Here is a 13,553-nt window from a genome sequence, read left to right on the forward strand (position 1 = left end):
CAACGCCAGCACCTACCAGTTCACCACCAGCGACATCTTCTTCACCGACCCCGACGACAATCCCGCCGGCGTGACCTTCACGGTCAGCAACATCGACAACGGCTTCATCCGCCGTGACGGCACTGCCGTCTCGAGCTTCACGGCCGAACAGCTTGCGGCCGGCCGGATCACCTATTGGCACGACGGCACGGAGCCGGTCGGCAGCTTCAGGATCACGGTCGAGGACGGCAACGAGGATGGCTCGCCGCCCGTCGCGCAGAACTTCGTGTTCACGGTCACGACGGGAACGGTGAACGTCGCGCCGACCCTGACCGGTGACCTCCGAGGCGCTGTCGCCAGTGGCGGCACCTACGTGCTGGGCCAAGCGGACCTCTTCTATACCGACCCCGACGACAGCGCGACGGGCGTCGCCTTCACGGCCTCCGGCATTGCGGGCGGTTCGCTCCTGGTCGGAGGGGTGGCAGCCACGAACTTCACACCGCAGCAGCTTTCGGCCGGACAGGTCGCCTTCCGCCATGACGGCGTCGCGACCACGCCGTCCTTCGCCGTCTCGGTCGAGGATGGCAATGAGGACGGATCGGCGCCAGTGGCGCGCACATTTGTTATCGATGTCGGAGGGGGCGGCGGCGGTTCCAGCCTCGACCTTTCCGGCGCTGTGCGCGGGGTGCGCGCAGATTTGGGCGCCGCGCAATGGGCGCTTGCAACCAAGGTGATGGCGCTCGGCGATTCCATCACCAACGGCGATGCCCCCGAGGGACAGGACGAGCACGGCTATCGCGGCTTCTTCTACCAGAACGTGGTCGGCGCAGGGCATCTGGTCGACATGGTCGGGCCCAACAGCAACGGCCAGGTGCCCGATCCCCAGCATGCGGGGTATCCCGGGGAGACCGGCGACGACATCCAGGCGCTCCTGCCCGGCCTTCTCGCCACCTATGCTCCAAGCGCCATCCTGCTCATGGCCGGCACCAACGACATCTTCTCCAAGAGCAATCCGCAAAACGCCGTCCGCGCCGAGATCGCGGCGATGCTGGACCATGTCGCGCAGGCGAGCCCAGCGACGCATGTCTACGTATCGACGCTGCTGCCGCTGGCGGCCTACCCGACGCAGGTCGCGAATGTGAACGTCGCGATCCGCAGCGCGGTCGCGGATGCTATCGCGCGTGGCCAGAACGTCAGCCTCGTCGAGATGCCGAGCGTCTCGCTGTCCGATCTGTTCGACGGCATACACCCCAACGACACCGGCTATCGCGAGATGGCGGGCTACTGGGCCACGGCTTTTATCGCCAATCCGCCATCGACAGGCGGAGCGACCGCGATCGATACGGCGGTCGCCGCAGTCACCGGGAGCGCCCACAACGATCTCCTGGTCGGCGATGCCCGGGCCAACATGCTCTCCGGCGGGGCAGGCGCCGACTGGATCAGGGGAGAGGGCGGCAACGACATCCTCACGGGAGGCGCCGGGCGGGACGTCTTCGTCTACGCCCCCGGCTTCGGCCAGGACACGGTCCGCGACTTCGTCAGAGGCGAGGACCTTCTCGACGTCCGGGCCTTCGCCCTGAATGTCGGCGACTTCGCGTCATGGCGCCAGGGCCGCATCACAGCGTCAGGCAACGACACGATCGTGACGATCGAGCCCGGCCACAGTGTGACCCTGACCGGTGTTTCCGCCGCCACATTGCAGGCAAGCGATTTTCTGTTCCAGTGATGCGATACGCCAGAACCGCATCCCTGTAGGCGCGGAGCCAGTGTCCGCGGCGCACGGAGCGGGCCGACGCAACAAAGCGCTCACCCGCGTTCAGCCCAGGGGACTACAGGTCGGGCTGCCACTCTCCTCAAATGCCATATAGAATGGCCGGAGTTAGGCGCGGCTGCGCGGCTTGGGCCGACCGGCCGGTTGCCGGCCGGCGCGGTCGAATGAGCGGGTCGCTTCAACAGACCGGAAAGAAGTCTCGGATAGCGTGTCGGTCCTGACAGATCCGACGCCCCGCCATCATGGGGCGGCGGCTCGACGAATACCGCTTCCGGTATTGCTTCGACGATGGAACGGGCTCGATGAAGAGTATGACCATACGCCAGCGGATTCTCATCAGCTTCGGCGCTGTACTGATAGTCATGTCGGCGATGTCCGGCCTGGCCTATCTCTGGTTCCTTCAGACCGAGCGCGAAGCGATCACCGTCGAGAACAAGATCGTGCCTGGCCTCCATGTCAGCAGCCAGATGATGTTCGCCTGGTCGCAATCGCAGGCGCTCATGCGCGACTATGCGCTTCAGGACAATGCGAGCGACAGGGCGCGAGTCGCCGAGGCGGTTCTGGCGAACCGCGCCACCCTGCGCCGGTTGCTGAGCGACTACGCCGAGACCATCGTTTCCGAGCAGGACCGCCAGCACCTGAGCGCCGTCACGCAGCAAGCCGAGCAGCTCTTCCCGGTCGAGGACGCCATTCTGAACGCGGGCAAGCTCGGAACAGCGAATAACCAGGTCGCCGACCAGCGCGCCTCGCTCCGCAACGATCTCGAGCCCGTAGCCATCAGACTGCGCAACTCCCTGCAGACAATGGTTGAGTTCAACAAGACCATTGCCGACGACGCGACGCAGCGGATCGTGTCCATCGTGCGCACGGCGGAGTTCGGGCTGGTCATCAGCTTCCTGGCTGCGCTCGGTCTCGCGGTGCTGTGCGGCTATCTCCTGTATCGCTCGGTCTCGGGGCCGCTCGTCCGGCTGCTCGGCCATGTCCATGAAATGCGCAAGGGCGATTTCAGCGAGCGCCTCGTGCTCGAGCGGCGTGACGAATTCGCCACGCTGGCGGATGGCTTCAATGCCATGGCCGACGATGTCGCTGGCCTGATCGGGCAGATCCAGAAATCCAGCATCCAGGTCAACACGTCGATCACGGAGGTCGCGGCGACGGCCAAGGAGCAGCAGGCGACCGCGAGCGAGATCGCGGCAACCACGACCGAGATCGGCGCGACCGCCAAGGAGATCTCGGCGACGTCGAACGAGCTCGCGCGCACCATGGACGAGGTCGCGGCCGTTGCCGAGCAGACCGCCTCGCTGGCCGGCGGTGGCCAGGCCGGCCTGTCGCGGATGGAGGCGACGATGCACCAGGTCATGGAGGCGGCGGGCGCCATCAATGCCAAGCTCGCGATCCTCAGCGAGAAGGCCGGCAACATCAACCAGGTCGTCACCACCATCACCAAGGTCGCCGACCAGACCAATCTGCTGTCGCTCAATGCTGCCATCGAGGCCGAGAAGGCCGGGCAGTATGGTCGTGGTTTCGCGGTCGTGGCCACAGAGATCCGCCGGCTCGCCGACCAGACTGCCGTCTCGACCTATGACATCGAGCAGATGGTCAAGGACATCCAGTCGGCGGTCGCCGCCGGCGTCATGGGCATGGACAAGTTCTCCGAGGAAGTCAGGCGCGGCAAGCAGGAGGTCCAGCAGGTGGGCGGACAGCTCTCCGAGATCATCGAGCAGGTGCAGGGGCTGGTGCCGCGTTTCGAGGTCGCCAATGAGGGCATGCAGGCCCAGGCGACAGGCGCCGGCCAGATCAGCGAGGCCTTGTCGCAACTGAGCGAGGCCGCCCAGCAGACGGTCGAATCGTTGCAGCAGTCGACGCAGGCCATGGACGACCTCAACCAGGTGTCCGGTGGACTGCGCACCAGCATCTCGCGCTTCAAGCTCCGCGCATGAGCAGGGGCCGCAGAGTTGGCCGCCTAGCCGGCAGGTCCGCCTGATGCTGTTCGTCATGTTCCGCCTGGGCGACGATCGCTATGTGCTCGAGGCCAAGCAGGTCGAGGAGGTGCTGCCTCTCCTCGCGGTGAAAGTGCTGCCAGCCGCACCCGCGGGCGTCGTCGGTGTCATCAACTACCGGCGGGTACCGCTGCCGCTGATCGACCTCAGCCTACTGGCCCTGGGACATCCCGCGGCCCAGCTTCTGAGCACGCGCATCATCCTGGTCCGCTACCCAACCGAAACAGGGCCGCAGCGCCTGCTGGGCCTGATCGCAGAACAGGCGGTCGAGACCGTCGAGCGCGACCCGTCGGACTTCGTCGCCACCGGCGTGGAAGCCGGAACGCTACCCTATCTCGGGCCAGTGGCCGCCGACTCGAAGGGCCTGATCCAATGGGTCAAGGTCGGCGCATTGCTGCCTGCGGACATCCGGGACATCCTGTTCCAGCAAATCGCGATGAGTTCATGACGGACGATCGCATGGAGACGGGGCTGTTCCAGAAGTTGCTGCGGGACGCGATCGGGCTGAGCCAGGATACGGTCGGGCCGACGGTCATCAGGCATGCGCTTCGCCGGCGGATGACGGCCTGCGGGGTCGGTGACCTCCACGACTACTGGAGCCACCTGACAGGGAACCCGGTCGAGCTTCAGGAACTCATCGATGCGGTGATCGTGCCCGAAACCTGGTTCTTCCGCGACCGGGAGGCTTTCGGCGTCGCCGCGCGCCATGTCGTCGAACACCGGCGCCCGGGTGTCCCGTTTCGTCTCCTGAGCGTACCCTGCTCGACCGGCGAAGAGCCGTTCTCGATGGCGATGGCGCTGTTTGGCGCGGGCCTTGAACCGCAGGACTTCACGATCGATGCGATCGATGTCAGCACGCGAAACCTCGCCTATGCCAAACGGGCGGTCTTCGGACGCAATTCGTTCCGCGGCGATGACCTCGCCTTTCGCGAACGCTTCTTCGACGCCGTCGATGGCGGATGGCGGCCCCACGCCTCCATCCTGCAACAGGTCCGCTTCACGTTAGGCAACCTGCTCGACCCGGCCCTGCTGCCCGAGACGCGGCCCTCCGACATCGTGTTCTGCCGCAACCTGCTGATCTACTTCGATCGCGAGGGCCAGGGGCAGGCGCTCGACCGCTTGAACCAATCGCTGGCGCCCCGCGGCCTGCTCTTCGTGGGACCGGCGGAATCTGGATTGCCGTCGCTGCACGGCTTCGCGTCGGCGCGCCTGCCAATGGCATTTGCATTCACCAAGGCCCCGGCAGCGCCAGTCGTCATCCCCGCCCCAGCCAAGAGGCGCGTTGTCGTCCCCGCGAGTACCGTGCGTAGCGGCAAGCCACCGTCGCCGCCCCTGCCCTTCGCCAAAAAGGCCACTCCGGCGGCCGATATCGCCCCCGCGCCCGATCGCGCGGCGGCCAGCCTGGCGGCCATTGAGCAGGCGGCCAATGCCGGGCGCCTCGCCGAGGCGAAGGCGAGCGCCACGCGCCACCTCAAGGAGTTCGGGCCGTCGCCGGATGCCTTCTACCTGCTCGGCCTTGCGCATGATGCCGATGATGCGGCCGGCGAAGCCATCGCAAATTATCGCAAGGCGCTCTACCTCGCCCCCGACCATCGTCAGGCTCTCGCCCATCTGCGATTGTTGCTGCAGCGCCAGGGCGACGCGGGCGCCGTGGCGGCGCTGACTGAACGACTGGCCAGGATCCACAAGAGGAGCGGAACCTGATGGTCGCCGGAGACGGAACCGTTGCTGCCGAGCAAGCCAGCGCGATCAACGAATGCTGGCGCGAGATCGGCGTCAGCGGTGACAGGTCATGTCCCGCCCTGGAGACGCATCTCCACTGCCGGAACTGCCCGACCCATGCCGACATCGCACGCAGCCTGCTCGATCGCCCCCTGCCGAGCGGCTATCGGGAGGAGTGGGCGCTGCGCTTCGCCCGGAGTGCGGACGACCGGGACGCGGCCGAGGAAATGCGCCGCATCGTCCTGTTTCGTCTCGGCGCCGAGTGGCTGGGGCTGCCGACGCAGACCTGCCATGAAGTCGCCGAACTGCGCCGCGTGCATTCCGTGCCGCATCGTCGCAACGGCGTGGTCCGGGGCATCGTCAACGTCCGCGGCGAACTGCTCGTTTGCGTCTCGCTTGCCGAACTGCTCGGCTCGGGAGCCGAGCAAAACACCGGCAGCGCAACAGCAACCTCCCGGCGCCTGCTCGTGATCGGCCGCGACGATCAGCGTGTTGCCTTCGAGGTCGACGAGGTTCACGGGATCCACGCCTATCGGGAGCAGGATCGGTCCGCAGTTCCTGCCACGATAGGCAAATCCGCTGCGGCGCTGACCACCTCCATGGTGACATGGCGGGGGCGCGCCATCGGCTGCCTCGAGCCGACGATGCTGCTCGACATGATCGATCGGAGCATGGCGTGACCGGGGACGATCTCAGCCAGTTCTCGATGCTCGAGCTGTTTCGCGCCGAGCTCTCGATGCAGTCGCAGGCACTTACGGCGGGGCTCCTGGCGCTCGAGCGGGATCCGGTCGCGGCTGTCCATCTCGAGGCCTGCATGCGGGCTGCCCACTCGCTGAAAGGCGCCGCGCGGATCATCGACCTCAAGCCGGCCGTGCGGGTCACGCACGAGATGGAAGAGTATTTCGTTGCCGCCCAGCACGGACAGATCAGGCTCAACCACGACCACATCGACGCGCTCCTCAAGGGCGTCGACCTTCTCGCCGCGATCGCGTCCGACGCGGGAATGGCCGAGGCTGAGGTGAACGCCCGGATCGGCCGCTTCATCCAAACGCTGCAAGGCGCGGGGATCGACCCCGAGGACACCGGCGAGATCGACACGGCCGAGACCGATGTCACGCCCGCCCCTGCGGTGTCCGATATCGAAGAGGCGCGCACGCCGACGACGCCGGGCGGCATCGGCCCCGACCGGATGGTGCGGGTCACAGCCGAGAGCCTGAACCGGCTCCTCGGGCTGGCCGGCGAATCCCTGATGTCGGCGCGGCGGCTGCGACCGTTCAACGACGGCCTCCTGCGCTTGAGCCGGACGCAGCGCGAGATCGCCAGGAGCCTGGACGATCTGCGCGCCTCGCTGCCGCAGGACGGCATCGACCCGCGCGCGTCGCTGGCGTTGGCCGAGCTTCAGAACAAGCTCGGCCTGAGCCAAAGCCTGCTCGGCCAGCGCCTCGACGAATTCGACGCGATCGATCGCCGCGCCACGGACCTCGCCAACCGCCTCTATGGCGAGACGCTGGCCAGCCGGATGCGCCCTTTCGAGGACGGGGTCAGGCATTTCTCCCGGATCGTGCGCGATCTCGGCCGCGCGCTGGGCAAGCAGGCCCGGCTCGAAATCGTCGGCGGCTCGACGAGCATCGACCGCGACATCCTCGAAGAGCTCGATGCCCCGTTGGGACATCTGCTGCGCAATGCCGTCGACCACGGCCTCGAAGCTTCGGCGGAACGCCGCGCCAGCGGCAAGCCCGAGGAAGGGCTCGTGCGCCTGGAGGCCCGCCACAATGCCGGCGTGCTCCAGATCATCGTCTCCGACGATGGCCGCGGGATCGATCTCGACCAACTGCGCCGGGGTACGATGTCGCGCCAGCTGACCACCCCCGAAACCGTCGCCAATCTGAGCGAGGACGAACTGCTCGAGTTCCTGTTCCTGCCGGGTTTCAGCATGAAGGGCACGGTCAGCGACATTTCCGGGCGCGGCGTCGGGCTCGACGTCGTGCAGGCGATGGTACGGCAGGTGCGCGGGCAGGTCATGGTGAGCACTGAGCTGGGAGCCGGTACGCGCTTCCAGCTACAGCTGCCCTTGACCCTCTCGGTCATCCGCGCGCTGCTCGTGGATATCGACGACGAACCCTATGCCTTCCCCCTGGCCGGGATCACGCGGACACTCAAGCTGCCGCGCGCGCAGATCGAGATGCTCGAGGGCCGGCCGCATTTCCGCCTGGGGGACAAGCAGCTCGGGCTGGTGACGGCCCATGAGATCCTCGGGCGCGGCGACGCGCAGTCTGATGAGGCCGAGCTCGCGGTGGTGGTGATCGGTACGGGCGATGACGCGTATGGGCTGGTCGTCGACCGCTTCCTGGGCGAGCGCGAACTGGTCGTGCGGCCGCTCGACCCGCGCCTCGCCAAGGTCAAGGACGTCAGCGCGGCGGCCGTGATGGAAGATGGCTCGCCGGTCCTGATCCTCGATGTGGACGACCTGATCCGCTCTATGGAGAAGCAGGCCGCATCTGGACGCTTCAGGGCGCTGGAACGCAAGGCGGCAGGCCCCAGCCAGAAGCGGCGCAAGCGCGTGCTGGTCGTCGACGATTCGCTGACCGTGCGTGAACTCGAGCGCAAGCTGCTCGACCATCACGGCTATGACGTCGAGGTCGCCGTGGACGGGATGGATGGCTGGAACGTGGTCCGATCCGACCCCTTCGATCTGGTGGTCACCGACATCGACATGCCGCGCATGGACGGGATCGAACTGGTGACCATGATCAAGAAGGATGCCAAGCTGAGAGCCATTCCGGTAATGATCGTGTCGTACAAGGATCGGGAAGAGGACCGTCGCCGTGGGCTCGATGCTGGCGCTGACTATTACCTGGCAAAGGGCAGCTTCCATGACGAGACGCTCATCCAGGCCGTCGAAGACCTGATCGGGGTTCCATGAGCGCGACTGTCCGCCCGGAGGCCTTCCTGTGAGGATCGGGCTCGTCAACGACCTTCCGATGGCGATCGAGCTGCTCAAGCGGGTGCTCGCAACCGCGCCCGAGCACGAGGTGGTCTGGGTTGCCATGGACGGGCGCGCGGCAGTCGAGGCCTGCGGGCGCGATCGTCCCGATCTCGTCCTGATGGATCTGACCATGCCCGAGATGGATGGCGTCGCTGCGACGCGCCGGATCATGAGCGAGACGCCGTGCCCGATCCTGCTGGTGACGGCGAGCGTCGATGCCAACGTCTCGGGGGTCTACGAGGCGATGGGCTACGGGGCGCTGGACGCGGTCGATATTCCCTCGCTGGGCCCGGAGGGCACGGCGCTGGCCGGTGCATTGCCCCTGCTCGCCAAGATCGCAACGATCGGCCGGCTCTCCAGGGATGTGACATCGTCCAGCCGCGAGCGGACGTCGGCGCGCATACAGCCGCTGTCCCAGCAGTGCCTTGTGGCGATCGGCGCCTCCGCGGGGGGGCCTGCCGCCGTCGCCGCGCTGCTTGCCGGGCTGCCGCGCGACTTCAGTGCTGCGACCGTTCTGGTTCAGCATCTCGACGCGCAATTCGTTCCCGGACTCGCAAGCTGGCTCAGCCAGAAGACGCATCTTGCAATCCGCCCGGCGCGCGAAGGTGACCGACCCGAGCGCGGCACGGTCCTGATCGCCTCGACCAGCGACCATCTGGTGTTCAAATCCGGTACCGAACTCGGCTACACCGCCGAGCCACGAGACTATGCCTACCGCCCTTCCGTCGACGTGTTCTTCGAGAGCGCCGCCCAGTCCTGGCAGGGCAAGCTCATCGGCGTCCTGCTGACCGGAATGGGACGCGACGGCGCCCGCGGGCTTAAACTCCTGCGCGACGAAGGCCATCTGACAATGGCGCAGGACAAAGCCTCCAGCGCGGTCTATGGCATGCCAAAGGCGGCCGCTGCCATCGGTGCAGCCGCCGAAATCCTGCCGCTCGATGCGATTGCGCCGCGCCTTGCCTTGGCGTGCGCGCACGCACCCTGAAAGGTTGTCTTATGACAGGCGAACCGAACCTTGCAGTTCCCGCTCCAGCCGAGCACTACCTGTCGATGGTCCTGCTCGTCGACGATCAGGTGATGGTCTGCGAGGCCGTCCGGCGTGCCCTGGCGAACGAGCGGGATATCGATTTTCACTACTGCACAGATCCGCTCGAGGCGCTCAAGCTGGCCGAGCACGTCAAGCCGACCGTCATCCTGCAGGACCTCGTCATGCCCGGCATCGACGGGCTGGATCTCGTGCGCCAGTATCGCGAGAAGCTACTGACACGGGCCGTCCCCGTCATCGTGCTCTCGACCAAGGACGATCCGGCGACCAAGGGCGACGCGTTCCAGGCGGGAGCCAACGACTATCTCGTCAAGATACCCGACCGGATCGAGCTGATCGCGCGGATCCGCTATCACACCCGTGCGTATATCGACCACGTCCAGCGCGACGAGGCCTACCGGGCCCTGCGGGAGAGCCAGCGTGAGTTGATGCGCGTCAATCTCGAGCTGGAGCGCCTGACACGGGTCGACGGCCTGACCGGCCTGGGCAACCGTCGCTACTTCGACGAGTATCTTGCTGCCGAGTGGCGACGCTGCCTGCGGATGATGACGCCGATGTCGGTCTTGATGATCGATGTCGACCATTTCAAGCGCTACAACGATGCCTACGGGCATCTCGCCGGCGACGACGTCCTCAAGAAGATCGCCGCCGTGATCCAGGGCGGATCGACCCGCTCAACAGATCTTGCGGCCCGGTTTGGCGGCGAGGAGTTCGTGGTGGTGTTGCCGGACGTGAAGCCGAGCGATGCCCATCATGTCGCCGAACGGCTGGTCCAGAGCGTCCGCGACCTGAACATCGCCCACGGGCCTGACCGCGTGACGATCAGCGTCGGCGTGGCAAGCGTCATGCCCGACGCCAGCAATATGCCGGCCGACCTCGTGAACGCTGCGGACAGGGCACTGTTCCGGGCAAAGGACGGCGGCCGGGACCGCGTCATCTTCGCCAACGCATAGCGGCGAGGGCTTGGATGGAGCTCGCGGTCAGGACGATGATCTGGTCCAATCGAGGCGATTTTTCCGCTCGCGACGTCAGAACGGGTTCACGTAGTTGGTGATGGCGATCTGGCGCAGCAGCACCTTGCGGATGACATGCGCGGCCAGGGCGCGATCGGTGAAGATGGCCGCGGCGCCCGCGCTGCCCGCGGGCAGCTGGCGGGCGAAGGCGTCGTCGTCGAGCTTGACCCTTACGGCAAACGGCGCAGCCGAGACCGCTCGGACGGCGACGGCCGCGCCAGAGGTCTGGACCTGTCCCGACGAGATCGCCTGAAGCACGCTTTCGACCTTGCCGGTCTGGACTGTGCCCGGCGCGAACTTGAAGGTCAGTTCGACAGGCTGGCCGGAGGCGATGTAGCGCGCATCGATCTGGTCGATCGCCACGCCGACGATGGTCTCCGACGTGTCGATGAAGGCCATCACGGGTGCCAGGGGAAGGTTCGTCACCCGCGCGCCCTTGCGCAACGCGATGTTGGTGACGTAGCCGTCGGCAGGCGCGCGAACCACGGTCTTGTCCAGGTTCCACTGAGCGCCGACGAGTTGCGCCTTCAACTGGGCGACCTCGGCCTCGCGCTGCTCGACGTCGAAGGTCCTGCCGCTGCCTCTGGTCTGGAGTTGCGTCATTTCGGCGAGCCGGGTCTCCTGGAACCTGAGCTGGGCGGCAAGGGCGTCGACCTGCGACTGGAACGGGACCGGGTCGATCCTGAACAGGACATCGCCCGCCTTCAAGGGCTGGTTTGCAAGGACAGGAACCTCCGTGACCTCGCCGGCTACATCCGGCACGATCGCCACCGAATTGCGCAGCACCACTGCGGTGCCTTGCGGCGCACCCCAGTTCATCGGGATGAACAGGCCGATCATCAGCAGGACGAAGACGACGAGCGGCGAGACCTTCCAGAACAGGTTGAAGGGCACGATCCGCAGCTTCACCAGGATGAAGAGCAGGGCGATATAGACGTTGAGCAGGACGGCGATCATTGCTCGGTGCCCGGGCGCGCGGCCGCCTGAGGGTTGGCCGGCACGTCGACATAGGCCCAGATCAGGACGATCGGCCAGAGCACGAAGCCGAGGAAGAGCGTCACCCAGCCGCCGACGGTGACGGCCTGGGCCCAGGGATGGTTGCGCTTGCGGGCGATGGCGCCGGGCAGAGCGCCCATGAAGGCGACGACGATGATCGTGCTGGCGACCAGTACCAGCAGCACGATCCAGGCGAAGATGTCGAGCGCGCTCATGGCGATCCCCTGCTCCTCACTGTTCGAACGCGAAAACCCGGCTCCAGTCGCGCTTCATGTCGACGACGGTCCAGCCCTTGGCCGAGGCCTCGTCGAGGGCCTTGTCGAGCTTGCCGATAGGCGACGCCCGGTCGTAGGCCCATTCGCGCCCGGCGTCGGTGTGGCGCACGAGAAGGGCCAGGCGCGCGCCAGTCCCCGCGGCGGTGTATTGCAGCATCTCCAGGTCCCCGTCGGAGTTGCCGAAGGCGAGGATGGGACGGCGGCCGATGAAACGGTTGATGCCGACGGGCTTGCCCGGGCCGTCATCGACGAATTCGACCTTCGCCTCCTTGAACAGCTCCAGCCTGCCGTCGCTGGTGCGCCGGAACGTCACGACGCCGGAGGAGCCGACGACCTGCTCGGGCGGGATGCCATAGACCTTCTCGGCGAAGACCCGCATGAACTCGATGCCGCCGCCTGAGACGATGAAGGTCTTGAAGCCTCTGGCACGCAGATGGGCGAGCAGTTCGATCTGCGGCTGATAGACCATGTCGGTGTAGGGACGCTGCCTGGTGGGGTGGCGCGCCGATGCCAGCCATCGCTCGACCGTTGCGTTGAAGGCGTCAGTTGTCAGCCCCGAATGCGCCAGCGCCATCGCCTGTAGCACGCCTTTGCCGCGGTCGGCCGTCAGCGCCTTGAGGTCGCCGGCCAGGACGGAACGGTAGGGTTCCTGGGTCCGTAGAGCGGGCTTTGCGGTCGCCTGACGCTTGATCTCGTCGAAGGCGAACTGAAGCTGGAAATAGACCGGCTGTTCGGCCCAGAGCGTGCCGTCATTGTCGAAGGTGGCAATGCGCCGCTCCGGCGGCACGAACTCCGGGCCACCTTCGCGCGTGGCCCTGTCTATGAACGCGAGGATCGCCTGTTTGGTCGGCCCTTCGTTCCAGGATGGCAGCGGGTCGGCCTGCGCACGGGCCATGCCGGCCGCCAGCGTCGAGGCGCCGAGCGCGATCAGGAAGGTGCGGCGGCCGATCATTTCAGCGTTCTCCGACGTCGCGCAGGCTGTGGACATCCCGTTCGAGGAAGAAATCCAGGAAGGTGCGGATCACCGCGATGATCGCGATGCGGCCGAGGGCCTCCCATGACGTGCTGACCGAGGTTTCGATTATGTCGGCGGCGAGTTGGAAGGTCAGGCCGGCCACCAAGAGGCGCGAGAAGCGCAGCCAAACCTCGCGGCCAACCAGCCCTTCGGGTCGCAGCGCCAGCAAACGCAGAGCCTGGACGAAGGCTTCGACCGCGCCATAGGACACGACCACCAGTGCCATCGCCTCGATCAGGACGACCGCGTGTTCCGAGACAAGGACCAGCCACTCTCTCACTCGCCCCTCACAAGGTTGGATCCGGTTTCATCGATGCCGAGCTCAGTTCTTCCTGCCGCCATCCTGTAGCGCCTGCAGGGCCTTCTCCACGCTGAGGGAGCCGGAGGCCTGATTCGGTGGGGAGTCCTCAAAGGTCGGGGCTGCGAAGAGGTCCATGATGCCCTGCATGCCCAAGGCATGCAGCGTCGCGTGGTCGTGCCCGAGGAAGGCCTTGGAAGGGCTGACGCTCCTTCAACGGCGGCTCCTCGTCGGCGAGCTCCTTGACCCGGTCGATCAGGAAGAAGACCTGGACCTGGTCGGGCTGCTCACACCAAAGCGTGCCGTCGTTGTCGAAGGTGGCGATGCGCTCGGCGGGCGGCACGTAGTCCGGGCCGCCCTCCGTTGTGACGACGGCGACGAAATCGAGGATCGCCGACCTCGCGGCGCCCTCGTTCCAAGACGATAGCGGTTCTGCTGCCATGCTGCCGCATC

At 66.4% G+C, this 13,553-nt stretch carries 13 protein-coding genes; 8 read left to right on the forward strand and 5 right to left on the reverse strand.

The genetic code is table 11. From position 1 onward, the window contains the following. From AC1D2L_RS20670 to AC1D2L_RS20705, 8 genes are all read left to right on the forward strand, one after another. On the forward strand, positions 1–1,705 hold a 1,705-nt coding region (locus AC1D2L_RS20670; RefSeq protein ID WP_476847784.1), incomplete at its 5' end, for a cadherin-like domain-containing protein. Positions 1,706–2,052: 347 nt separating this feature from the next. Then, the gene (locus AC1D2L_RS20675) at positions 2,053–3,690 is read left to right on the forward strand and encodes a methyl-accepting chemotaxis protein (protein WP_476847785.1); all 1,638 of its coding nucleotides are present in this window, start codon (positions 2,053–2,055) and stop codon (positions 3,688–3,690) included. A gap of 43 nt (positions 3,691–3,733) precedes the next feature. Then, a complete protein-coding gene (locus tag AC1D2L_RS20680) occupies positions 3,734–4,198 on the forward strand; it encodes a chemotaxis protein CheW (protein ID WP_476847786.1) in 465 nt (154 codons plus the stop codon). Then, the gene (locus tag AC1D2L_RS20685; protein ID WP_476847787.1) at positions 4,195–5,454 is read left to right on the forward strand and encodes a CheR family methyltransferase; all 1,260 of its coding nucleotides are present in this window, start codon (positions 4,195–4,197) and stop codon (positions 5,452–5,454) included. The genes AC1D2L_RS20680 and AC1D2L_RS20685 overlap by 4 nt, the downstream gene beginning before the upstream one ends. Then, the gene (locus AC1D2L_RS20690) at positions 5,454–6,152 is read left to right on the forward strand and encodes a chemotaxis protein CheW (protein ID WP_476847788.1); all 699 of its coding nucleotides are present in this window, start codon (positions 5,454–5,456) and stop codon (positions 6,150–6,152) included. Before AC1D2L_RS20685 ends, AC1D2L_RS20690 begins: the two co-directional genes overlap by 1 nt. Beyond that, positions 6,149–8,395 carry a hybrid sensor histidine kinase/response regulator gene (locus AC1D2L_RS20695; RefSeq protein ID WP_476847789.1) on the forward strand — a complete coding sequence of 749 codons (2,247 nt, stop codon included), beginning with the start codon at positions 6,149–6,151 and terminating at the stop codon, positions 8,393–8,395. The genes AC1D2L_RS20690 and AC1D2L_RS20695 overlap by 4 nt, the downstream gene beginning before the upstream one ends. A 28-nt stretch (positions 8,396–8,423) precedes the next feature. Then, on the forward strand, positions 8,424–9,443 hold the full coding sequence (cheB, locus tag AC1D2L_RS20700) for a chemotaxis-specific protein-glutamate methyltransferase CheB (RefSeq protein WP_476847790.1): 1,020 nt from the start codon (positions 8,424–8,426) through the stop codon (positions 9,441–9,443). Between the two features lie 11 nt (positions 9,444–9,454). After that, on the forward strand, positions 9,455–10,456 hold the full coding sequence (locus AC1D2L_RS20705; RefSeq protein ID WP_476847791.1) for a diguanylate cyclase: 1,002 nt from the start codon (positions 9,455–9,457) through the stop codon (positions 10,454–10,456). Positions 10,457–10,531: 75 nt separating this feature from the next. Here AC1D2L_RS20705 and AC1D2L_RS20710 read toward each other — a convergent pair whose 3' ends face one another. The 5 genes from AC1D2L_RS20710 to AC1D2L_RS20730 form a co-directional block, all read right to left on the reverse strand. After that, complete coding sequence (locus AC1D2L_RS20710; RefSeq protein ID WP_476847792.1) at positions 10,532–11,473, reverse strand: HlyD family secretion protein; 942 nt, start codon at positions 11,471–11,473, stop codon at positions 10,532–10,534. Continuing rightward, positions 11,470–11,727 carry a DUF3302 domain-containing protein gene (locus AC1D2L_RS20715; RefSeq protein WP_476847793.1) on the reverse strand — a complete coding sequence of 86 codons (258 nt, stop codon included), beginning with the start codon at positions 11,725–11,727 and terminating at the stop codon, positions 11,470–11,472. The genes AC1D2L_RS20710 and AC1D2L_RS20715 overlap by 4 nt, the downstream gene beginning before the upstream one ends. A 16-nt stretch (positions 11,728–11,743) precedes the next feature. Continuing rightward, a complete protein-coding gene (locus AC1D2L_RS20720; RefSeq protein WP_476847794.1) occupies positions 11,744–12,739 on the reverse strand; it encodes an HAD family hydrolase in 996 nt (331 codons plus the stop codon). 1 nt (position 12,740) lies between these two features. After that, the gene (locus AC1D2L_RS20725; protein ID WP_476847795.1) at positions 12,741–13,082 is read right to left on the reverse strand and encodes a DUF1622 domain-containing protein; all 342 of its coding nucleotides are present in this window, start codon (positions 13,080–13,082) and stop codon (positions 12,741–12,743) included. Positions 13,083–13,209: 127 nt separating this feature from the next. Next, positions 13,210–13,542, reverse strand: a complete 333-nt coding sequence (locus AC1D2L_RS20730; RefSeq protein ID WP_476847796.1) for a hypothetical protein — start codon at positions 13,540–13,542, stop codon at positions 13,210–13,212. Between the last annotated feature and the right edge of the window lie 11 nt (positions 13,543–13,553).

Source organism: Allobosea sp. P1_B10 (genome assembly GCF_056406735.1).